The organism is Pseudoalteromonas sp. NZS71_1 (assembly GCF_015864305.1).
Taxonomy (GTDB): domain Bacteria; phylum Pseudomonadota; class Gammaproteobacteria; order Enterobacterales; family Alteromonadaceae; genus Pseudoalteromonas; species Pseudoalteromonas arctica.
The window spans coordinates 44,398-67,674 of sequence record NZ_JADYXM010000011.1 but is presented as its reverse complement, the minus strand read 5'-3'; the positions used below and the strand labels follow the sequence as shown (position 1 = coordinate 67,674).

General features: G+C 39.4%; 22 protein-coding genes. 7 read left to right on the top strand and 15 right to left on the bottom strand.

What is annotated here, in order from left to right:
* The 3 genes from ybfE to fur all read left to right on the top strand — a co-directional run bounded on the left by ybfE (nt 1) and on the right by fur (nt 1,451).
* Entirely contained in the window at nt 1-279 is a 279-nt protein-coding gene (gene ybfE / locus I6F43_RS15235; protein WP_002962928.1) for a LexA regulated protein, read from the top strand.
* Between the two features lie 14 nt (nt 280-293).
* Nucleotides 294-821, top strand: coding sequence for a flavodoxin FldA (gene fldA / locus I6F43_RS15230; protein WP_007586856.1), 528 nt, complete (start codon nt 294-296; stop codon nt 819-821).
* Nucleotides 822-1,007: 186 nt separating this feature from the next.
* On the top strand, nt 1,008-1,451 hold the full coding sequence (fur, locus tag I6F43_RS15225) for a ferric iron uptake transcriptional regulator (protein WP_007586857.1): 444 nt from the start codon (nt 1,008-1,010) through the stop codon (nt 1,449-1,451).
* Nucleotides 1,452-1,758: 307 nt separating this feature from the next.
* On the opposite strand, the gene glnS is transcribed toward fur, so the two are convergent.
* Nucleotides 1,759-3,417 carry a glutamine--tRNA ligase gene (gene glnS / locus I6F43_RS15220; protein WP_165721945.1) on the bottom strand — a complete coding sequence of 553 codons (1,659 nt, stop codon included), beginning with the start codon at nt 3,415-3,417 and terminating at the stop codon, nt 1,759-1,761.
* A gap of 218 nt (nt 3,418-3,635) precedes the next feature.
* Here glnS and I6F43_RS15215 point away from each other — a divergent pair, with 218 nt between their 5' ends.
* On the top strand, nt 3,636-4,706 hold the full coding sequence (locus tag I6F43_RS15215) for a DUF3083 family protein (protein WP_024592581.1): 1,071 nt from the start codon (nt 3,636-3,638) through the stop codon (nt 4,704-4,706).
* A gap of 60 nt (nt 4,707-4,766) precedes the next feature.
* Here the strand turns inward: I6F43_RS15215 and sucD are convergent, their stop codons facing one another.
* The 8 genes from sucD to sdhC form a co-directional block, all read right to left on the bottom strand.
* The gene (gene sucD, locus I6F43_RS15210; protein ID WP_007586864.1) at nt 4,767-5,639 is read right to left on the bottom strand and encodes a succinate--CoA ligase subunit alpha; all 873 of its coding nucleotides are present in this window, start codon (nt 5,637-5,639) and stop codon (nt 4,767-4,769) included.
* Nucleotides 5,639-6,805, bottom strand: coding sequence for an ADP-forming succinate--CoA ligase subunit beta (gene sucC / locus I6F43_RS15205; RefSeq protein WP_007586870.1), 1,167 nt, complete (start codon nt 6,803-6,805; stop codon nt 5,639-5,641). Before sucC ends, sucD begins: the two co-directional genes overlap by 1 nt.
* A 177-nt stretch (nt 6,806-6,982) precedes the next feature.
* Entirely contained in the window at nt 6,983-8,500 is a 1,518-nt protein-coding gene (odhB, locus tag I6F43_RS15200) for a 2-oxoglutarate dehydrogenase complex dihydrolipoyllysine-residue succinyltransferase (RefSeq protein ID WP_007586871.1), read from the bottom strand.
* A 3-nt stretch (nt 8,501-8,503) separates the two neighbouring features.
* Nucleotides 8,504-11,323: a 2-oxoglutarate dehydrogenase E1 component gene (gene sucA / locus I6F43_RS15195; RefSeq protein ID WP_010552673.1), complete on the bottom strand. Its 2,820-nt coding sequence runs from the start codon at nt 11,321-11,323 to the stop codon at nt 8,504-8,506.
* 94 nt (nt 11,324-11,417) lie between these two features.
* Nucleotides 11,418-12,134, bottom strand: coding sequence for a succinate dehydrogenase iron-sulfur subunit (locus I6F43_RS15190; RefSeq protein ID WP_007375751.1), 717 nt, complete (start codon nt 12,132-12,134; stop codon nt 11,418-11,420).
* Nucleotides 12,135-12,144: 10 nt separating this feature from the next.
* Nucleotides 12,145-13,917, bottom strand: coding sequence for a succinate dehydrogenase flavoprotein subunit (gene sdhA / locus I6F43_RS15185; protein ID WP_007375750.1), 1,773 nt, complete (start codon nt 13,915-13,917; stop codon nt 12,145-12,147).
* Nucleotides 13,918-14,265 carry a succinate dehydrogenase, hydrophobic membrane anchor protein gene (gene sdhD / locus I6F43_RS15180; RefSeq protein WP_007586873.1) on the bottom strand — a complete coding sequence of 116 codons (348 nt, stop codon included), beginning with the start codon at nt 14,263-14,265 and terminating at the stop codon, nt 13,918-13,920.
* On the bottom strand, nt 14,256-14,633 hold the full coding sequence (gene sdhC / locus I6F43_RS15175; RefSeq protein WP_076914908.1) for a succinate dehydrogenase, cytochrome b556 subunit: 378 nt from the start codon (nt 14,631-14,633) through the stop codon (nt 14,256-14,258). Before sdhC ends, sdhD begins: the two co-directional genes overlap by 10 nt.
* A 420-nt stretch (nt 14,634-15,053) precedes the next feature.
* Here sdhC and I6F43_RS15170 point away from each other — a divergent pair, with 420 nt between their 5' ends.
* The 3 genes from I6F43_RS15170 to I6F43_RS15160 all read left to right on the top strand — a co-directional run bounded on the left by I6F43_RS15170 (nt 15,054) and on the right by I6F43_RS15160 (nt 18,132).
* Nucleotides 15,054-16,340: a citrate synthase gene (locus tag I6F43_RS15170; protein WP_007586875.1), complete on the top strand. Its 1,287-nt coding sequence runs from the start codon at nt 15,054-15,056 to the stop codon at nt 16,338-16,340.
* 115 nt (nt 16,341-16,455) lie between these two features.
* A complete protein-coding gene (locus I6F43_RS15165; RefSeq protein WP_197102987.1) occupies nt 16,456-17,682 on the top strand; it encodes a SufS family cysteine desulfurase in 1,227 nt (408 codons plus the stop codon).
* A 33-nt stretch (nt 17,683-17,715) separates the two neighbouring features.
* Entirely contained in the window at nt 17,716-18,132 is a 417-nt protein-coding gene (locus I6F43_RS15160; RefSeq protein ID WP_008172666.1) for a SufE family protein, read from the top strand.
* Between the two features lie 6 nt (nt 18,133-18,138).
* Here I6F43_RS15160 and tcdA read toward each other — a convergent pair whose 3' ends face one another.
* The 6 genes from tcdA to msbA are packed head-to-tail and all read right to left on the bottom strand — an operon-like array spanning nt 18,139 to nt 23,272.
* Nucleotides 18,139-18,936: a tRNA cyclic N6-threonylcarbamoyladenosine(37) synthase TcdA gene (gene tcdA, locus I6F43_RS15155; RefSeq protein ID WP_024603405.1), complete on the bottom strand. Its 798-nt coding sequence runs from the start codon at nt 18,934-18,936 to the stop codon at nt 18,139-18,141.
* Nucleotides 18,937-19,617, bottom strand: a complete 681-nt coding sequence (locus I6F43_RS15150) for a TIGR01621 family pseudouridine synthase (protein ID WP_024604817.1) — start codon at nt 19,615-19,617, stop codon at nt 18,937-18,939.
* Nucleotides 19,614-20,375: a 3-deoxy-manno-octulosonate cytidylyltransferase gene (gene kdsB, locus I6F43_RS15145; RefSeq protein WP_197102985.1), complete on the bottom strand. Its 762-nt coding sequence runs from the start codon at nt 20,373-20,375 to the stop codon at nt 19,614-19,616. Before kdsB ends, I6F43_RS15150 begins: the two co-directional genes overlap by 4 nt.
* Nucleotides 20,363-20,560, bottom strand: a complete 198-nt coding sequence (locus I6F43_RS15140; RefSeq protein ID WP_197102983.1) for a Trm112 family protein — start codon at nt 20,558-20,560, stop codon at nt 20,363-20,365. Before I6F43_RS15140 ends, kdsB begins: the two co-directional genes overlap by 13 nt.
* Nucleotides 20,550-21,530: a tetraacyldisaccharide 4'-kinase gene (gene lpxK / locus I6F43_RS15135; protein WP_024594729.1), complete on the bottom strand. Its 981-nt coding sequence runs from the start codon at nt 21,528-21,530 to the stop codon at nt 20,550-20,552. Before lpxK ends, I6F43_RS15140 begins: the two co-directional genes overlap by 11 nt.
* Entirely contained in the window at nt 21,527-23,272 is a 1,746-nt protein-coding gene (gene msbA, locus I6F43_RS15130; RefSeq protein ID WP_197102981.1) for a lipid A export permease/ATP-binding protein MsbA, read from the bottom strand. The genes lpxK and msbA overlap by 4 nt, the downstream gene beginning before the upstream one ends.
* Nucleotides 23,273-23,277 lie beyond the last annotated feature (5 nt).

The following is a 23,277-nucleotide window of genomic DNA, read 5'->3' as shown; positions in this document are numbered from 1 at the left end:
ATGGCGAAGTCAGAAACAGATAGAACTACACTCGATTTATTTGAATACGAAAAACGCCCAGGCAGACCTAAAACCAATCCCCTTTCACGGGATATGCAGTTAAAGGTAAATAAACGTAATCAAATAAAAAGAGATAAAGCACGTGGCTTAAAGCGTGTTGAATTTAAAGTTTCATCGCAGTTATATCAAGCATTGAGTGATATGGCAGATGCACAAAATATTAGCCGCAGTGCGCTGATTGAAACGATTTTACAAGAAAGATTGGCTATTGATACATAAAAGGTTTTAAATCCATGGCAAGTGTAGGCATTTTTTTCGGAAGTGACACAGGTAACACAGAACACGTAGCAAAAATGATCCAAAAAGAATTGGGTAAAAAGCTAGTGGCTGTTCATGATATTGCAAAAAGCTCTAAAGAAGAGATTGCTGAATTTGATTTAATCTTATTCGGTATCCCTACTTGGTACTACGGCGAAGCACAATGTGACTGGGATGACTTTTTTCCAGAACTTGAAGAAGTAGACTTTGAAGGTAAACTTGTTGCTATTTTTGGTTGTGGAGACCAAGAAGATTACGCTGAGTACTTTTTAGATGCGATGGGCATGATCAACGATATCGTTACTGAACGTGGCGCTATTGTTGTTGGTCATTGGCCGAGCGAAAGCTATGACTTTGAAGCATCTAAAGGCATGGCTGATGATAAGCATTTTGTAGGTTTGGGTATCGACGAAGACCGTCAACCAGAGCTTACAGAACAACGTGTTAAAGCATGGTCTGCTCAAGTATATGAAGAAATGTGTTTAAGTGAATTAGCTGACTAATTTACTGCACATATAGCTAGCTGTTTAAATAATTATCAAACAGTTAGCGTTTTAAGCTTTAGTGGCAATATAAATCAATTGTTCTTTGCACTTAACGCTTAGGCACGTTATCCTGTTTGTTGCTAATGTGTCGTGTACATCTTTGCAAGATGTCTAGTATAACCAAATAAAATTGAGACAGATTTAATGACTGATCATAACTTGGAACTTAAAAAAGCCGGTTTAAAAGTAACTTTACCGCGTATTAAAATATTAGAGATTTTACAATCTCCAGATAACCAACACATCAGTGCTGAAGATGTTTACAAAATTCTTTTGGATCTAGGTGAAGAAATTGGTCTTGCAACTGTATATCGCGTACTTAACCAATTTGATGATGCGGGTATTGTAAGCCGTCATCACTTTGAAGGTGGCAAATCAGTATTTGAACTTTCAGGAAGCACACACCACGATCATTTAGTATGTTTGAAGTGTGGCAAAGTTGTAGAGTTTGAAGATGAGATGATTGAACGTCGTCAACTTGAAATTTCTGAAGAAAATGGTATTACACTTACAAACCATTCTTTATATTTATACGGTGAGTGTAATGATAAAGCAGCGTGTAAAGAATTTAGCGACGCTAACAGCTAATACCGCTTTTAAAAAGCAATAAAAAACCTGCTAAGTGCAGGTTTTTTTTGTGTCTAAAATACGCTTGTAATGAATATACCCAGTAAATACTGGGGATATTAAACCTGAACTCTGGTTAAGAGATTTACCAACGTATTGAATCATGGTGATATTTAAATTTATTTCTCTAGCCAGAGATTTTAAGTGAAAACAAGGCGAATTCACGCGTCAATAGCTGACCTATTGCAAGTAAATTCAACGCAGTTAGCGCTGAAAATAGCTGCTCGAGATAGATTTATTATCCAGGGTTCAGGTTTTTAGATATTACTTATTGAGTCTTAGACCATGAATCACGAAGACCCACTGTTTGGTTAAATACAACGTTCTCTGATTTAGAATCACGAGAGAAATAACCCGTACGCTCAAACTGAAAGCCCTGCTCTGCTTGTGAATTAGCAAGCGATGGCTCTAATTTAGCGTTTGATAAAACAACCAGTGACTCTGGATTTAATGTTGTTTCAAACTCATCAGCGGCTGCTGGGTTTGGAACACTAAACAAACGATCGTATAAACGAACTTCTGCCGTAATACACTCTGGTGCTGAAACCCAGTGAATAACACCTTTTACTTTACGTCCATCACTTGGATTTTTACCAAGTGTTTCAGTATCGTAAGTACAGAATATAGTTGTAATTTCGCCATTTTCGTCTTTCTCAACACGCTGTGCTTTAATAACATAAGCGCCACGCAAACGTACTTCTTTATCAAGCACTAAACGTTTAAACTTGTTATTTGCTTCTTCTTTAAAGTCTTCTCGTTCGATGTAAATTTCGCGAGTAAACGGTACATCACGACGACCCATTTCTTCTTTATTTGGGTGGTTAGCCACAGATAAAACCTCAACCTTGTCTGCATCGTAGTTTTCAATAACAACTTTAACAGGATCGAGTACGGCCATTGCACGTGGTGCATTTTCGTTTAGATCTTCACGGATACATGCTTCAAGCATACCCATTTCAACCATATTCTCTTGTTTTGTTACACCAATACGCAAACAAAACTCACGGATTGAACCTGGTGTATAACCACGGCGACGTAGGCCTGCAATTGTAGGCATGCGTGGGTCATCCCACCCTTCTACATGGTTATTTACCACTAAATCGCTTAGCTTACGCTTAGACATAATTGTGTATTCAAGATTTAAACGTGAAAACTCAATTTGCTGTGGGTGACACTCTAAACTAATGTTATCAAGTACCCAGTCGTACAAACGACGGTTATCTTGAAACTCGAGTGTGCATAATGAATGTGTAATACCTTCAAGTGCATCAGAAATACAGTGCGTGAAGTCATACATTGGGTAAATGCACCACTTGTCTGCTGTTTGATGATGATGAGCAAAACGTACGCGATAAATAATTGGATCGCGAAGCACCATAAATGAGCTAGCCATATCAATTTTAGCACGCAGGACACATTCGCCTTCTTTGAATTCGCCAGCACGCATTTTTTCAAATAACGCTAGGTTTTCTTCAACTGATGTATCTCTGTACGGGCTATTTTTACCTGGCTCTTTCAATGTACCACGGTATTGGCGTGCTTCGTCTGCTGTTAAAAAGCAAACGTACGCTAAGCCTTTATTTATAAGCTCAACAGCGTAACCATATAAAGTATCAAAATAGTTAGAAGAATACTTTATATCGCCATCCCAGTTAAAACCTAACCACTGTACGTCTTCTTTTATAGAATTAACGTAGTTAATGTCTTCTTTTTCTGGGTTTGTATCGTCAAAACGTAAGTTACATAAACCGTTATAATCTTTTGCGATGCCAAAATTTAAACAAATTGATTTGGCATGACCAATATGCAAAAAGCCATTTGGTTCAGGTGGAAAACGTGTATGCGTTGTTGCATGCTTTTTACTTGCTAAGTCTTCATCAATTCGGGTTCTAATAAAGTTACTTGGGCGATTCTCAATTTCCGCCATAGGAGTGCAGTCCTCTAAATATTACGTAATAACAAAACTAATGCATTATTACAAAAACATACACTAACATACAGCACTAGATTAAGGTTTATTTTTGATATTGCTTAACTTTAATTCAGCTGAACCATTGTTTATGAATAAAATTTGTTTTAACGCAATATTTAAGTCATCTAAACAGTTTATAGTAGGTAAATAACCTACATTATAAGGATTTAAAGATGGCGACACTTAATCAACATCGTGTATATATTCCAACTAATGCACGCGCTAACCACTACCTTTTAGCTGAAATAACCCCTAATCACGATTTTTATAAAAGCTTTAGTGATATAAATTGCTGCTATGAACGTATTGCACGCCAGCTGTTTGCTTCTTGTGATGAGTATGAGCTTTATAATGTGCACTTATTAGCAAATGATAAACTACCCGTTGTAAGATTTAATGATGAGTCTTATCAATTAGAAACAGATAAACAAATGCTCTTTTTTTATAATCCCCGTTATCACGAAGCGCATAAGATTTATTACACTGAAGGTACACCAAGTAAAAAAATACGCATTCTATTTTTAGCAACAGGCGATGATTTACGAGCCAATTCTGCAGAATTTCATAATAAAGTCCAAAAAGTGTTAGACACTTTACAAGGACAACTCTTAATAAATCAGCCCCAGTTTAAACTACGCGACCATCAACACTTAACGTATGACCTATTTGCTAAAGAAAAAGGCAACAAGGAAAGCTATGGTTACAAATTAAGAAGTCTCTACCCTCGCTACCAATCAAGACAATGCAGCATACCCAATGATTATGCAGAGATGACTTACGCCACTTTTACTATACCGGTTTCGCGCGCTATTAAAACGCAGTTTCAAACACTAATGAACACAAACGATTATGCTAAATTTTATGACTACTTTGCTTATGCATTTATACGGGCGTGTCAAAATAATAACTTAAACCATGGCGCTATGGTTGCTAACGGTGCAACGCCTATTATACGCAACAGTAAAATAGATAAAAGTGAAGGCAATGATGAACTTCAAAAGTTAAGTTTTGATATTGAATCTAATGAAAATCAAATTAAGCACTTTTATGAAGCAAGTAAATTGGTAGAAACGCTGCATTTTGTAGTAGTCGCAACGCAGCAGGATAAACATGAAATGGGCTACGGTCGATTTATGAACCAAGTAGAAAAAACAATCTATACTCTGTGTAATGAGCTGGCTATAAATAAACAACGCCAAGACTTATCTGTACGTTTTTTCCAGCATATTAGTTACCCGTTCTAAATTTTCATCTAATGACAAAAAGGCCCGCATATGCGGGCCTTTTTAAAGAAAAACAAGCGATTACCAGCCTGTTTTCTCTTTAAGTGCTTTACCAATATCAGCAAGTGAACGTACAGTTTTTACGCCCGCAGCTTCTAATGCAGCAAATTTCTCATCAGCAGTACCTTTACCGCCGGCAATGATTGCGCCAGCGTGACCCATACGCTTACCTTCTGGTGCAGTAACACCAGCAATGTAAGATACTACAGGTTTAGTAACGTTAGCTTTGATGTACTCTGCAGCTTCTTCTTCTGCAGTACCACCAATTTCACCAATCATTACGATTGCTTCAGTTTGTGGATCTTTTTCGAACATTTCTAGAACGTCGATAAAGTTAGTACCTGGAATTGGATCACCACCAATACCAACACACGTAGACTGACCAAAACCAGCATCAGTAGTTTGCTTAACTGCTTCGTACGTTAAAGTACCAGAGCGAGAAACAATACCTACTTTACCAGGTTTGTGGATATGACCAGGCATGATACCAATCTTAGTTTGACCAGGAGTAATAACACCTGGGCAGTTAGGACCGATCATACGAGTACCTGTTTGATCTAGTTTGATTTTAACATCAACCATATCAAGTGTAGGGATACCTTCAGTAATACAAACTATTAGCTCGATGCCAGCATCGATAGCTTCTAAGATTGCATCTTTACAGAAAGGAGCTGGTACGTAGATAACTGAAGCAGTTGCGCCAGTTTCTTTTACAGCATCACGAACTGTGTTGAATACAGGAAGACCAAGGTGCGTTTGACCGCCTTTACCTGGGCTAACACCACCAACCATTTGTGTACCGTACTCAAGCGCTTGCTCTGAGTGGAAAGTACCTTGGCCACCAGTGAAACCTTGACAGATAACTTTTGTATCTTTATTGATTAATACAGACATTATTTGCCCTCCGCAGCAGCAACAACTTTTTCAGCAGCGTCTGTTAGTGATTCAGCAGCAATGATATCTAGACCAGAGTTCTTAAGAACTTCACGACCTAATTCAGCATTAGTACCTTCTAAACGTACAACTACTGGTACGGTTACGCCAACTTCTTTAACTGCGCCAATGATGCCTTCAGCAATCATGTCACAACGAACGATGCCGCCAAAGATGTTTACTAAAACAGCTTTAACATTGTCGTCAGAAAGAATGATTTTGAATGCTTCAGAAACACGTTCTTTAGTAGCACCGCCACCAACATCCAAGAAGTTAGCCGGCTTGCCGCCGTGTAGGTTTACGATGTCCATAGTACCCATTGCTAGGCCTGCACCGTTAACCATACAACCAACATTACCGTCTAGAGCAACGTAGTTAAGCTCGAAGCTTGCTGCGTGTGCTTCACGAGCATCTTCTTGAGATGGATCGTGGAATTCACGGATTTTAGGTTGACGGTAAAGTGCATTACCATCAATACCGATTTTGCCGTCAAGACAGTGAAGGTTGCCTTCGTCTGTAATTACTAACGGGTTGATTTCAAGTAATGCGAAATCAAAATCAGTGAACATTTTACCAAGACCCATAAAGATCTTAACAAACTGTTTCATTTGTACTGGGTTAAGACCCAATTTGAAACCTAGTTCACGTGCTTGGTAAGCTTGAGGACCTACTAACGGGTCGATCTCTGCTTTGTGGATAAGCTCTGGTGTTTCTTCAGCAACAGTTTCAATTTCAACGCCGCCTTCAGTAGACGCCATGAAAACTACTTTACGAGATGCACGGTCAACTACTGCACCTAGGTACAATTCGTTAGCAATGTCAGTACAGCTTTCTACTAAAATTTTAGCTACTGGCTGGCCTTTCTCGTCTGTTTGGTAAGTAACTAGGTTTTTACCTAACCAGTTAGCTGCAAACGCTTTTACTTCTTCGATAGTTTTAACTAGCTTTACACCGCCAGCTTTACCACGTCCACCTGCGTGAACCTGAGTTTTAACAACCCACATATCGCCGCCAATTTTTTCAGCAGCTGCAGCAGCTTCTTCAGGTGTATCGCAAGCGTAACCTGTAGAAACGGGTAAACCATATTCGGCAAAAAGTTGTTTTGCCTGATACTCATGCAAATTCATGATGCTTTATCCAATTTTTTATACTAAAAGAGCTGAATATTTTTTCAAATAAACAACTATCCCAAATTGCGCACCTAGTATAGATCCCAAGGCTTAACATGAAAACCCCAGTACGACCAAAGGCGCAAAAAAAAAGCTGTGAATGTTCATTCACAGCTTACATTTCATACAACTAGATTAAACATCTAGCAATAAGCGAGTTGGATCTTCAAGTAACTCTTTAATAGTCACTAAGAAACCAACAGATTCTTTACCATCAATGATACGGTGGTCATAAGAAAGTGCTAAATACATCATAGGTAGTATTTCAACTTTACCATTTACAGCCATCGGACGGTCTTGGATTTTATGCATACCCAAGATTGAAGACTGTGGCAAGTTAATGATAGGTGTAGATAGCAATGAACCAAATACGCCACCATTAGTAATAGTGAAATTACCACCCGTCATATCAGCAAGCGTAAGCTTACCATCACGACCTTTAAGTGCTAACTCACGAATACCTTTTTCGATTTCAGCAACAGATAGTTTGTCACAATCTTTAAGTACTGGAGTAACTAAGCCACGTGGAGTAGATACTGCAATGCTGATATCGAAATAGTTATGGTAAACAATATCGTCACCATCAATTGAAGCATTTACATCTGGAAAACGCTTAAGAGCTTCAGTTACAGCTTTCACATAGAAAGACATGAAACCTAAACGAATGCCGTGACGCTTTTCAAACGTTTCTTGATACTGCTTACGAAGGCTCATGATTGGTCCCATGTTCACTTCGTTGAATGTTGTTAACATTGCAGTTGAGTTTTTAGCTTCAAGAAGGCGTGTCGCAATCGTTTTACGTAAACGAGTCATAGGTACACGTTTTTGAGTACGATCGCCCATCGGTGCAGCTGGAGCAGAAGCTTCTGCTTTTTTAGCCGCTGGCGCTGGTGCTTTTAAGAAAGTATCAACGTCTTCTTTAGTTACACGACCATTTTTACCCGTGCCTTTAATTTTAGAAGCGTCTAGGCCTTTCTCAGCAATTAAACGACGAACTGATGGTGTTAACACATCTGAACTTTCGCTTGAATCTGCTGCTGGCGCTGCGTCTGCTTTTGCAGCTGGAGCCGCTGGTGCACCGCCTGCTTTAACCGAACCAATTACTTGCTCGCCTAATACAGTATCGCCTTCGCCGTGAATGATATCACCCATGATGCCATCTTCTTGAGCTACTACTTCAAGAACAACTTTATCTGTTTCAATATCTACCAAGTTTTGGTCGCGTGTTACCGCGTCACCTGGTTGTACATGCCATGTAGCAATTGTTGCGTCTGCAACTGATTCTGGAAGTACAGGTACTTTAATATCCACTTCTTTACCTTCTGATGCTGGTGCTGATTGCGCCACTGGCGCGTCTTCTGATTTAGCTGGTGCTGATTCTTCTTTAGTTGAACCTTCACTTGCTGGCGCTGCATCAGCATCACCAAGTAAACCCATAACTTGATCGCCAAGTACGGTTGCACCTTCTTCTTGTGATATTTCTGTTATTACACCGTCATGCTGTGCAACAACTTCTAAAACCACTTTATCTGTTTCAATGTCTACTAAGTTTTGATCGCGAGTTACTTTGTCGCCAACACTTACATGCCATGTAGCAACGGTAGCATCTGCAACCGACTCAGGAAGAACAGGAACTTTAATTTCTGTGCTCATTGCTTATCCTTTATTTTCTATAGTAAGCGCGTCGGCAACGAGCGCTTGTTGTTCTTTAGTATGTACTGACATGTAACCACACGCTGGTGATGCAGACGCTTTACGTCCTGCATATTTTAATTTAGCACCTTGTGGGATTGCATCAATAAAGTGATGTTGTGAACAGTACCATGCACCTTGGTTTTGTGGCTCTTCTTGACACCATACAAAATCAGTTACGTGTTGGTAGCGCTCTATAATTGTTTGCATTTCATCGTGTGGGAACGGGTATAACTGTTCAACACGTACAATTGCAATATTATCTTGCTCAAGCTTACGACGCTCTTGTAGTAACTCGTAGTAAACTTTACCGCTACAAAATACAACGCGCTCTACTTTCTCAGGGTTAATATCATCAACTTCGTCGATCATATTATGGTAAACACCGTGTGAAAGCTCTTCAAGTGATGAAGTTGCAAGCGGGTGACGAAGTAGCGACTTAGGCGTCATAACAATCAGAGGACGACGAAGTGGTCGAACTGACTGACGACGAAGCATAGCGTAAACTTGCGCCGGCGTTGAAGGAACACACACTTGCATGTTGTGATCAGCACATAGTTGCAAGAAACGCTCTAAGCGTGCTGAACTATGCTCTGGCCCTTGACCTTCATAGCCGTGCGGTAGCAAAATTGTAAGCCCACATAAACGGCCCCACTTTTGCTCACCAGAACTTAAGAACTGGTCAAATACAACTTGTGCACCATTGGCGAAGTCACCAAATTGCGCTTCCCATATTACGAGAGACTTAGGTTCAGCGGTAGCATATCCATATTCGAACGCAACGACAGCTTCCTCAGATAAAACAGAATCAAAGACTTCAAATGTGCCTTGATCTTCACTTAAATGCTCTAAAGGAGTGTAAGTTGTACCATCAGATTGACCATGAACAACAGCATGACGATGAAAGAATGTTCCTCGACCTGTGTCTTGTCCTGTTAAACGAATGTCAGTACCTTCAGACGCAATTGTTGCATAGGCAAGAGTCTCTGCCATACCCCAATCAAGTGGTTTTTCACCTGTGGCCATTAGCTTACGATCGTCATAAATCTTTTTAACGCGAGATTGAGCTTTATGTTGTTCTGGGTAAGAAGCTACTTTCTCACCAAGAGCTTTTAGCTTCTCTACAGATACGCTAGCATCGTAGTCAACATTCCATTCATGACCAATATATTTGGCCCACTCAGAAGAATGCGACGTCTCTGGCTGTATTTCTGAAACAACACAGCTGCCTTCATCTAGTGCATCACGGTACTCATCAGCTAAGGCTTTAACTTCTTGTTCAGAAAAAGAGCCTTCAGCAATCAGTTGGTCTGCATAGATTAAACGCGGCACTGGATGCTTTTTAATTTTTTGGTACATGACAGGCTGAGTTGCATTAGGCTCATCAGCTTCATTGTGACCATGGCGACGGTAACAAACTAAATCAATTACTACGTCACGCTTAAACTGATTTCTAAAATCAAGAGCAAGTTGAGTAACAAATGCAACGGCTTCAGGATCATCAGAATTAACATGGAATATTGGAGACTGAACCATTTTAGCAATGTCAGTACAGTATGGCGTTGAGCGAACGTCATCTTGCTTAGAGGTTGTAAAACCTACTTGGTTGTTGACAACAATACGAATACTACCACCACAACTAAACGCATTAGTTTGTGACATGTTAAACGTTTCTTGAACAACACCTTGTCCAGCAATAGCAGAATCACCATGGATGGTAATAGGAAGTGCTTTAATGCCTGACTTATCACCTAAACGGTCGAGACGACCACGCACAGAGCCCATTACAACAGGGTTTACGATTTCTAGGTGAGATGGGTTAAACGCAAGCGCCATGTGTACATTGCCACCTTTGGTAGCAAAGTCAGACGAATAACCCATGTGATATTTAACATCACCAGAACCTAACGTTTCTTTATGTATACCAGCAAATTCATCAAATAATTCTGATGGGTTTTTACCAAGTACATTAACTAAAACGTTTAAACGACCACGGTGAGCCATACCAATAACAGCTTCTTGTTGGCCGCTTTCACCAGCGCGGTGAATAAGCTCTTTAAGCATTGGAACTAACGCATCGCCACCTTCAAGTGAAAAGCGCTTAGCACCAGGGAACTTAGACCCTAAATATTTTTCTAGACCATCTGCTGCAGTAAGCCCTTTAAGGATACGTAGCTTTTCATCTTTTGAGAATTTAGGCCTAGACTGGACAGATTCTAGACGTTGTTGTAACCAACGTTTTTCCTCTGTTGATGTGATGTGCATATACTCAGCGCCAATTGAACCACAATATGTAGTTTTTAGTGCTTGGTATAGTTCACCTAAAGGCATAGTATCGCGCCCTACGGCAAACGATCCTACGTTAAACTCGCGGTCAAAATCACTTGAAGATAGGTCGTGGTACTCTAGCTCTAAATCTCGTACACGCTCTCGTTGCCAAATACCTAATGGATCTAGGTTTGCATTTTGGTGCCCACGAAAACGGAAAGCATTAATAAGTTGTAGAACTTTAACCTGTTTAAGGTCACCGCCACTACCCTCTGCTACCACTACTTCTCTATGCTTGTTTTTTGCAAGCTGTGCAAACTGTGCTCGAACCTCTGAATGTTTTACTTCAACATCCACACCATCAACTTTAGGTAATTGTTCAAACACTTCTCGCCATTCGTCTGGCACAGAAGTCGCATCGTCTAAATACGCTTCATAAAGCTCTTCTACATAAGCAACGTTGCCGCCGTTTAAATGTGAAGATTCTAGCCATGCCTTCATCACACCTTCGTGCATTTATAAGCCCTTTTTTTTAGCGCAGAAATTAATAGTTATTATAACAAGATGGCTAATATAATTTAATATTAGCCATCTTACCTTTACTAAGCTATCAAACCGCTCGGTTTAGTAACATAGATTTGATTTGTCCAATTGCTTTGGTCGGATTAAGACCCTTAGGACAAACGCTAACACAGTTCATGATACTGTGACAACGGAACACACTGAACGCATCGTCTAAATCCGCTAAACGTTCTTCAGTTGCTGTATCTCGGCTATCAGCCAAGAAACGGTAAGCATGAAGAAGGCCTGCTGGACCAATGAACTTGTCTGGATTCCACCAGAACGAAGGACACGATGTTGAACAACATGCACACAAAATACACTCATAAAGCCCATCTAATTTATCACGTTCTTCAATAGTTTGAAGACGTTCGCCTGCTGCAGGCTGATCATTAATTAAATAAGGTTTAACTTTTTCGTACTGAGTGTAGAACTGACTCATGTCAATAACAAGGTCACGAACCACAGGTAAACCTGGTAATGGACGTACTACGATTTTACCTTTGCCATTTTTTTGTAGCGTAGATAAAGGAGTAATACATGCTAAACCATTTTTACCATTCATGTTAACACCATCAGATCCACACACACCTTCACGGCATGAACGACGGAAAGATAATGTAGGATCTTGTTCTTTTAGAAGAATAAGTGCATCCAACACCATCATGTCGTGACCTTCCTCTGTTTGCAAGGTGTATTCTTGCATACGAGGAGCGTTGTCAACATCTGGATTATAACGATAAACTGAAAATTGTACTTGTGCCATCGTCTATCTCCTAGTAAACACGTGCTTTAGGTGGGAAAGCTTCACGCGTTTTAGGCGCATAGTTTACATCACGCTTGCTCATTTCATCCGTTACAGGATTGAATACTGAGTGACATAACCAGTTTTCGTCATCACGATCTGGGTAGTCAAAGCGAGAATGTGCACCACGGCTTTCTGTACGGAAGTTTGCAGCTACTGCAGTCGAGTAAGCTGTTTCCATTAAGTTGTCTAGTTCAAGACATTCGATACGCTGCGTATTGAAGTCTGATGATTTATCATCAAGACGAGCATGTTGCAGACGTTCGCGAATTTCTTTAAGTTCTTGAAGACCTGCAGCCATTGAGTCACCTTCACGGAATACCGAGAAGTTAAGCTGCATACATTGTTGTAGGTCTTTTTTGATTTGAACTGGATCTTCACCTTGGCCAGCCGTTGAATTTTCCCAACGATTGTAACGTGCAAGAGACGCTTCTAAGTCTGATTCTGAAGCAGCTTTAGATATTTCAACGTCATTTAGGTACTTACCTAAGAAGTTACCCGCAGCACGACCAAACACAACTAAATCAAGTAATGAGTTACCACCTAAGCGGTTTGCACCGTGTACAGATACACAGGCAATCTCACCTACTGCAAATAAACCTTGAACTACTGTTTCGTTGCCTTGAGCATCGATTTGTAGCGCTTGTCCATTTACATTAGTAGGAACACCACCCATCATATAATGACAAGTTGGAATTACTGGAATTGGCTCTTTTGCAGGGTCAACGTGAGCAAATGTTTTAGCAAGGTCACATACGCCAGGAAGACGTAAGTTAAGTGTTTCTTCACCTAAGTGGTCAAGTTTTAACTTAAGATGTGGACCCCAAGGACCATCACAACCACGACCTTCACGGATTTCAGTCATCATTGAACGTGCAACAACGTCGCGAGACGCTAAGTCTTTTGCGTTTGGTGCGTAACGTTCCATGAAGCGTTCGCCATCTTTATTTAAAAGATAACCGCCTTCACCACGACAACCTTCAGTTACTAGCGTACCAGCACCTGCGATACCCGTTGGGTGGAACTGCCACATTTCCATGTCTTGCATAGAAATACCAGCACGTGTTGCCATACCAACACCGTCACCAGTGTTAATGTGAGCATTAGTGGTTGATGCAAATATACGACCTGCACCACCAGTAGCTAATACAACAGCTTTAGATTTGAAGAAGGTAACTTCACCTGTCTCAATCTCAATTGCAGTACACCCTACTACATCACCATTATCGTTTTTAACTAAATCAAGTGCATACCATTCAGAGAATACATTTGTTTTGTTTTTAACGTTTTGTTGATATAGAAGGTGTAATAAAGCATGACCAGTACGGTCAGCAGCTGCTGCAGTACGTGCGGCTTGTTCACCACCAAAGTTTTTCGATTGACCACCGAAAGGACGTTGGTAAACACGGCCATTTTCAAAACGAGAAAATGGTAAACCCATGTTTTCTAATTCGGTAATAGCTTCTGGGCCAGTTTGACACATGTATTCAATAGCGTCTTGGTCACCGATAAAATCGGAACCTTTAACGGTATCGTACATATGCCATTCCCAGTTATCTTCGTGTGAATTACCAAGCGCAACCGTAATACCGCCTTGAGCAGATACAGTGTGTGAGCGCGTTGGAAATACTTTAGATATTAATGCACACGTTTTGCCAGATTCTGTAATTGCTAAAGCAGCGCGCATACCTGCACCACCTGCACCAATTACTACGGCGTCAAATTCACGAACAGAATATTTCACTTAAACACCCCATAATACGATTAGACCAATAGCTACGTAAGCAACGGCCATTAGGTTTAATACAAAACCTAAAACTGCACGAAGCTTTGCGCACTTAACATAGTCTGTAAGAACTTGCCAAAGGCCAATGCGGGTATGAACCATAATGCAAACAAGGGTAATTAACGTAAACCCTTTCATTGCTAGGTTAGAGAAGAGGCCTGTCCAGGCTTCGAAAGTGACTTCTGGCGTCGCTAAAAAATAGCCGATAATAAAAATCGCGTAAGCGCTGATTATTAATGCCGTGGTACGTAAAGATACGAAATCTTGTACACCATCACGTTTTAGAGTTGCTTGATTTAAAACCATATCCACACCCCTGCCAATACGGCAAACACAACACCAAGAGCCATTGAAACTTTAGCGCTGAGGTTACCTGATTCAAGTTCTTCCCAATGTCCCATATCCATAATCATATGACGGATACCACCAATAAGGTGATAACCTAATACAGAAACAGTGCCCCAAGCTATAAATTTGGCAATGAATCCGTTAAACAGACCCTTGACGAATTCAAAACTTTCAGCTGAAGAGAGAGACTCAGACCAAGCCCAAATGACAAACGTTAAAGCAAAAAATAATGCAACACCGGTGACGCGGTGAAAAATTGAAGCTTTAGCCGTTGCCGGCATAGATATAGTTGTTAGATCTAGATTTACAGGTCTTTGCTTTTTCACAGTTACTTGCCCATCTTTGCTCACAGTGGAGCTCATCTACTTGTTTTTCTAAAAACCCACCAAATATTACTGATGGAACTATCAAAATAAACGTACCAAAACAATTAAAGTTCACAAACCTGTAAATTTTAAGCTGTTAAGAATATGTTTACCCAAATACAATACGGTTTAAAACCACCGTTAGTATATATACCCACAGGGCTTTTTACAATTCTTGTTTATTTAGAGATGTTTGCGAATTAGCCAATAGTATTATATTTAATTAATACCGAATATTTATTATACATATATGCATAATGTTTATAAAAATTGACTTTAACCCCCTCTTTCACGTTAAAATGAGAAGATGTGCTTAAAACAGATTTCAGAACTTTAAAATCTAAAAATCAGAATAGATATCTTAATAGGAGATACATAACGATGGCAGATAAAAAAGCCACAGTCCAAATTGATGGACTAGATCCAATCGAACTTCCAATTTATCAAGGCACTGCTGGCCAAGATGTAATCGACGTACGTACGTTAGGTTCACACGGTCACTTTACTTATGACCCAGGTTTCATGTCGACTGGTTCTTGTGAATCTGCAATCACCTATATTGATGGTGGTAAAGGTGTACTACTTCACCGTGGTTACCCAATTGAGCAATTAGCTGAAGACTCAAATTACATTGAACTTTGTTACTTACTTTTAAATGGTGAGTTACCTTCTAAAGAACAATATGAAGTTTTTAAGAATGAAATCACTACAAGCACTATGCTTGACGAGAAGATTGCTAACTTTTTCCAAGGTTTCCGCTTTGACGCTCACCCAATGGCAATGCTTTGTGGCGTAGTAGGTGCATTATCATCTTTCTATCATGAAGACCTTGATATTACTGATGCTGAACAACGTAAAACAAGCGCAGTTAAGCTTGTTGCTAAGTTACCAACAATCGCGGCAATGGCTTATAAAACAAATATCGGCCAACCGTTTGTATACCCACGTAACGATTTAAGCTACGCAGAAAACTTCTTACACATGATGTTCTCTGTACCTGCTGAAGAATATAAAGTTAATCCAGTAACTGCAAAAGCGATGGATAAAATCTTTATGCTTCATGCAGATCATGAACAAAATGCATCAACTTCAACAGTTCGTCTTGCTGGTTCATCTGGTGCTAACCCGTATGCATGTATTGCAGCTGGTATTGCATCTTTATGGGGCCCTGCTCACGGCGGCGCTAATGAAGCATGTTTAAACATGTTAGAAGAGATTGGCTCTGTTGACCGTATTGATGAATACGTAGCTAAAGCTAAAGATAAAGCTGACCCGTTCCGCCTTATGGGCTTTGGACACCGTGTTTACAAAAACTTTGACCCACGCGCTACAGTAATGCGTCAAACGTGTCACGAAGTTTTAGCTGAGCTGAATATCCAAGATCCACTTCTTGATATTGCTATGAAGCTTGAGCAAATTGCGCTTGAAGACCCATACTTTGTAGAGAAAAAACTATACCCTAATGTAGATTTCTACTCTGGTATTATCTTAAAAGCGATTGGTATTCCAACAAGCATGTTCACTGTAATCTTTGCAATGGCACGTACTGTTGGTTGGATCACTCACTGGGATGAGATGCTATCTCAACCTGGTCATAAGATCAGCCGTCCTCGTCAACTTTATACTGGTTACACTCAACGTGACTACGTATCAACTGACAAGCGTTAATTAACGTTGGTTAGTTTAAAAAGGCCGCATTTTGCGGCCTTTTTTATTAACAACACTTGAGAATTATCATAAACCGATTACAATTCCTGCCTTAAAAACACTATGTAGATGAGCCATGCTTGCTTTAAAGTTTGATATAAATAAAATTAGAAACGACTTCCCAACATTAAATCAAACAATAAACGGCTGCCCGCTTGTTTATTTAGACTCAGCAGCAACCTCACAAAAGCCTCAATCAGTTATAGATACAATTACTGAATTCTACACGTTTCAAAACGCTAATGTACACCGTGGACGCCATACACTTAGCGAGCAAGCAACTTATTCATATGAACAAGTACGGGATAAAACTGCAGAGTATTTCAATGTATTTAGTAAAGAGATTGTATGGACTAAAGGCGCTACAGAAGCCATTAACTTGGTCGCTAACGGATTAAAAAAGCGCTTAAATGAAAGTCATACCATAATGATATCTCCGCTTGAGCATCATGCAAACATAGTGCCTTGGCAAATAGTGAGTCAACAAACGGGTGCTAAATTAATAGCGCTTCCACTAAATAAAAATGGCACGCTGAACACCAAAGAATGCTGTAAATTTATAAAAGAAACAAAACCTGCCCTATTAGCTATTACACAAGCATCTAACACACTGGGTAATATAACCGATTTAAAACCACTAATTAGAGCTGCAAAAGACGTCAATTCTCTTGTTCTAGTGGATGGTGCACAAGGTGCACTGCATTTAAAACCCGATTTACGTGAATTAAACTGTGACTTTTATGTCTGCTCAAGCCATAAAATGCTCGGCCCAACAGGATTAGGTGTGCTTTATGGTCGATATGAGCAATTAAATACCCTTGATATTTACCAATCAGGTGGGGAAATGATCGATAAAGTGTACTTAACTCACAGTACTTATCGTCCTGCGCCTGCAAAATTTGAAACTGGAACACCAAATATCTCTGGAGTTTTAGGCTTTGGTGCCGCATTAGACTATTTAAATGAATTAGATCACGCAAAAATCCAGCAATATGAGCAAAAATTGTTTAGTTATGCCGCTCAAAAATTGGTAAAGGTTGATGGTATTACAATATATAGCAACCTATCTGACAATATTGGTACACTCTGCTTCAACTTAAATGATGAACATCCTTATGATTTGGCAACTTTACTTGACGGGTACGGGGTTGCATTAAGGAGTGGACACCATTGTACACAGCCATTAATGACACATTTAGGGCTTAATGGAACGCTAAGAGCGAGCTTTTGTTTTTATAATACCTATGAAGATGTAGATATATTCATTGATTCACTTAAAAAATGTATCGCTTTACTGTACTAAACGTCACTTTAATAGAATTAATTAGGATAACTCATGACAAATACGTTTAACAAAGTCACAGAATCTATAAAAAATGCGCCCGCTTGGCAGCAAAAATATCGTGAGATAATGCTTTTAGGAAAAACTTTACCTGTTTTAGCTGATGTTTTGAAGACTGATGATGCACTTGTACCAGGCTGTGAAAGCAAAGTATGGATGTTTGTTGAATTTGATTTAACAGAAAATACACTTGTTGTAATTGGTGACTCAGATACACGTATAGTAAAAGGATTATTAGCCATTATTTTAGCGCTTTACAATGGCCTCACACCAGAGCAAGTAGTGAATAAAAATGCGTATGAAGAATTTGAAAAGCTCGGCCTTATAAGCCACTTAAGCGCATCACGTGGTAATGGTATTAAAGCCATGGTTGATAAAATACAAACCATGGCACAACACAAGCTTAGTTAGCAAAAACTAAGCTTGCGAGCGTTGTTTTTTATCTAGATATTTACGCACCGCTTTTGCCGCAACAAAAAAGCCAAAGCTTCCTGTGATCATAGTCACAGATCCAAAACCATTATTACAATCCATATTCATCGAGCCATCAGCACTTTGCTTTGCATGACATACGCTGCCATCGCTTCCTGGGTAAACCAATTGCTCTGTTGAGTAAACACAATCAATATTAAATTTACGTTTAGGATTATTACTAAAATTATATTGCTTACGCAAAATATAACGTACTTTTGCAAGCAATGGGTCTTGCGTAGTTTTGGCTACATCACCAAACGTTATTTGGCTAGGATCTGTTTGCCCGCCAGCACCACCAGTTGTAATTATAGGTAGTTTATTACGTTTACAGTGAGCAATTAATGCTGCTTTTTCTTTAACTGCATCAATACAATCAATTACATAATCAAAACCTTGAATATGCTCTTGAATATTATCAAGCGTAATAAAGTCATCTATTACATTAATTTGGCACTCTGGATTAATAAGCTCGCAGCGCGCTTTCATTGCATCTACTTTAGCTTGACCAATAGTGCCCGTTAACGCATGAATTTGTCTATTGACGTTAGTCGCGCAAATATCATCCAAATCAATCAATGTTATTTTACCAACACCAGTACGTGCAAGTGCTTCTGCTGTCCAGCTCCCTACACCACCAATCCCTACTACACAAAAATGTGCTTCTTGAAGCCAATCAAACTGTTGATGACCATATAAACGTTTAATACCACCAAAACGTATATCTGTAACTTTTTCGCTCATTTACCAATCCAGTTGCCATGGCGATTGCCATGCTTGAAAATCTTGATGTTTAATTAACGCCAAATACTCATCACCATTATCGGGTAATAAAGTTAGCTGTATTTGTTCACCTAGCCATAAAAAGCTCAATGCATATGCATGTAAATAGGTACGATTTGATGGCGTGCCTGAATACATTGCATCGCCTAAAATAGCAGAGCCAATACTTTTTAGTGCCACTCTTAATTGATGCGTCTTTCCTGAATAAGGCTTTAAAATATACCCTCTAAATCCCGGCTTATAACTTAGCGAATAAAATCGGGTGATTGCAGGGTTAAGCTTACTCGTTAGTAACTTAAACGAGCCACGGCGAGATTTAGCCATATCGCCTTTAATCCAACCTTGCTTCTTTTTTGGTTTAGCGTCACTAATCGCTAAATAAAATTTAGCAATCGCATGCTCAGTAAACATAACAGTAAAGCTGGCCGCAGCGGCTTTGTTTCGCGCTAAAATAATCAGCCCTGATGTCACTTTATCTAAACGATGAACGGCATAAAGCTTTTGCGCTAATTGTTGTTCGGCTAACACAACAAAGCCGGGGCCCTCTTCCGAATGAAAATTAAGACCCGCTGGCTTTTCTAAAATATAAAAATCGTTATGTGTAAAAACGATTTTTAATATTTTACTTACTTGTTCACTCACGCGCTTGTACTTTTAATATGCGCTATCACTTTCGCTAAGTCATCGGGCGTATCGACACCTGCATGAGGGGCTATTTGAGCTTGTTCTATTTTGATTTTATAACCATGATACAACACACGTAACTGCTCAAGCGATTCAAGTAGCTCAAGTGGCGATACGCTCAATTCTATATATTGTTTAATAAAACCCGCTCTGTACGCATAAATACCTACGTGGCGCTGAAATGGCGCTAAATTAAGAGCACTGCTGTCATTCATCATTGTGCTTCTATCAAACGGAATACTTGCACGAGAAAAATACAGCGCATTTTTATTTATATCGCTAACCACTTTAACGGCATTAGGATTAAATACTTCATCACGCTCTTCAATAGCAACACTTAACGTTGCCATTGGTGCTGTTGAATCACTTAATAGTGCAGCAACTTGAGATACGTTTTCTGGCGCAAGTAAGGGCTCATCGCCTTGTACATTAACCACAATTGTATTGCTGTCGAGATCAAGTAAATCAACTACTTCGGCTAAACGCTCAGTACCCGATTGGTGATCTTCGCGAGTCATTACAACATCACTAGTAAATAAACTTACTGCATCAAACACTTTTTGATGATCGGTTGCTATAACCACTTTACTTGCACCTGATAAACATGCTTTTTCGTAAACATGTTGAACCATTGGCTTACCGCAAATATCAGCAAGCGGCTTACCAGGTAGTCGGGTTGATGCAAAACGTGCAGGAATTACAACTACGAATTCCACTTTTCAACCTCTTCTAAAGATAACTCACGTGCTTCGTTTTCAAGCAATACTGGAATATCATCTTGAACGGGGTAAGCAAGCTTAGCTGCAGTACTAATTAGTTCGTTGTTTTTTCTATCAAAGCGTAATTTACCCTTACAAACTGGGCAGGCAATTATCTCGAGTAATTTTGTATCAAAGGCCATTGAGTATTCCTTTTTCTTTTAATAATGAATTTAATGTGTTTATTACGCTATCGGAAGGCTCTGCATCTACAGGTAAATAATACCAATTAGGTTTTGCAAAGGACTTACATTTAACCGCGTCTTTTTCGGTCATTATAATGCAATCATCACCAAACTGAATAAAATCATCTGCTGTATAAGCATAATGATCTCTAAAGTGATGAGTCGACAATAGCTTAATATTTTGTGCTTCTAATGAGTTTTCAAACCGTTTAGGGTTCCCAATTGCACTTATTGCATGCGCCTCGCTTACGTTACTTTTTGCATCATCACTTGAATTAACTAAGCGAAGGTTACTTACTTGCAGCACGTAGCTATTATTAGCCTCACCGCCATTTTCAATTACTATATCAACACTTTGTAAGCGTTTAGTTGTTTCGCGTAGTGGCCCTGCGGGCATAACAAAACCATTACCAAAGCGGCGTTCACTATCAACAATACAACACTCAATGCTACGAGGCATTTTATAATGCTGCATCCCATCATCAGAAATAATGACATCTAGCGTATAATTTTTTTCTAATAAATCGATATTGTGTTGTCTATTAGGGCCAACTGCTATTGGGCACTTTAAACGATGGTATAAAAGTACAGGCTCATCTCCAGCCTGTTGGGCGTCAACAACTGAAGTGACTAACAGCGGGTAATTATCTGATTGCCCACCATAACCTCTACTAATAATACCCACTGATAAACCTTGCTGTGTTAAATGACTATACAGCCACAAAACAAAAGGCGTTTTACCATTACCGCCAACGCTTATATTGCCAACTACAATTACAGGCGTTTTGCACTCAAAAGATTTAAGTATTTTAGCGCTGTATAAGTATTTTCGAAATGACGATACAACCCAAAACAAAGCACTTAATGGTAATAACAGTAAAGTAATTAGACCAAATGGTTTATACCAGCTTTGCTCTATTTTGCTCACGCCTGATCACCAAACTGCATTTTGCAAAGTGCTGAATAAGTACCGTCATTTGCTAATAAGCTACTATGATCGCCACTTTCTATCACACTACCGTTATCAATAACATAAATTCGGTCACTGTTTTCAATAGTAGATAAGCGATGTGCTATAACAATAGAGGTTTTATCTTTCATTAGCGTTTCTAATGCTTGCTGAATAAGCTTTTCTGATTCGGTATCAAGTGCTGATGTTGCCTCATCTAAAATCAAAATAGGTGCATCTTTTAATATTGCACGCGCTATCGCTATTCGCTGGCGTTGACCACCTGAGAGCATTACCCCATTTTCGCCTACCATGGTGTTTAATTGCTCTGGCAGGTCTTTAACAAATTCCCACACGTGCGCTTGTTTGGCAACTTGTTCTAACTCTTCAACAGACACATCGTGCTTTATGCCATAACAAATATTATTGGCAATCGTATCGTTAAATAACACAACTTGCTGAGACACTAAAGCAAATTGGCGACGCAGATCAGTTAATTTATAGTCCTGCAGTGCTATGCCATCAAGTAATATTTCACTCGGTAGTTCTAAATCATAATAGCGGGGTAACAAGTTAGAAATTGTTGACTTACCAGAGCCTGAGCGCCCTACTAAGGCAATACTTTCACCCGCCTCAATCGTTAGCGACAAATCGTTTAATACGGCTTCATCTTTAGTTGGGTACTTAAAGGTTACGTTCTTAACTTCAATTAAACCTTTAACTTTATCAACCGAAACAGTGCCTGTATCTTTTTCCATTTCTTCGTCTAAAACTAAAAATATACTTTGCGCTGCAGAGATACCACGTTGCATATCACTATTCACATTGGCAAGTTGTTTTAGCGGACGTAATAACATCATCATTGAGGCAATTAATGCCATGAAGTCACCAGATGTAATCGTATCAATCATTGATGGCAACGACACCGCCCACAAAATAACTGCCATGGCACTTGCCGCTAAAATTTGAATTATAGACACACTAAGCGCTTTAGTTGCGTCCATTTTGATACGTTGCTGACGATTATGATTATTAATTTTCGAGAAGTGATTAATCTCTTGATCTTGACCACCAAAACCATGAATAACTTTATGTCCGCTCAGCATTTGTTCTGAGCTACGGGTAACTTGCCCCATGGCAGATTGAATGTTTTTAGAAATGTGGCGAAAACGTTTAGAGACGACGGCGACAATAATAGCAACAAGTGGGATGATCACTAAAAATATCAGTGATAGTTGCCAACTGGTATAGAACATTACCGCAAGTAAAAATACAACAAATGCCCCTTCACGTACAACTATTAGCAAGGCTTTAGTAATCGCCTGTTGAACTTGTTCTGTATCAAATGTGATTTTTGAAATTAAATCTCCCGTTGAGTTTTTGTCATGAAAAGAAACGGGTAAGTGCAATATGTGCTCAAATAACTCTTGGCGTAAAGAACGTACAACTTGGGAGCCTACATAACTTAAGCAGTAAGAAGACATAAAGTTAAAAACACCACGCCCTAGAACTAACGCGATAACGACAAAAGGAGCGTACTTTAAAACTTCTGTATTACGCTGGTTCAAACCTTGATCAATAAACGGCTTCATTAATTGAATAAATAAAGCATCCATTGCTGAATAGCCTATCATCCCAATAATTGCGACAAATGCGACGCTTTTGTAGGTGCCAACATATGAGACAAGACGTTTATAAATTTGTGTAGTACTTTGATCCATAACAC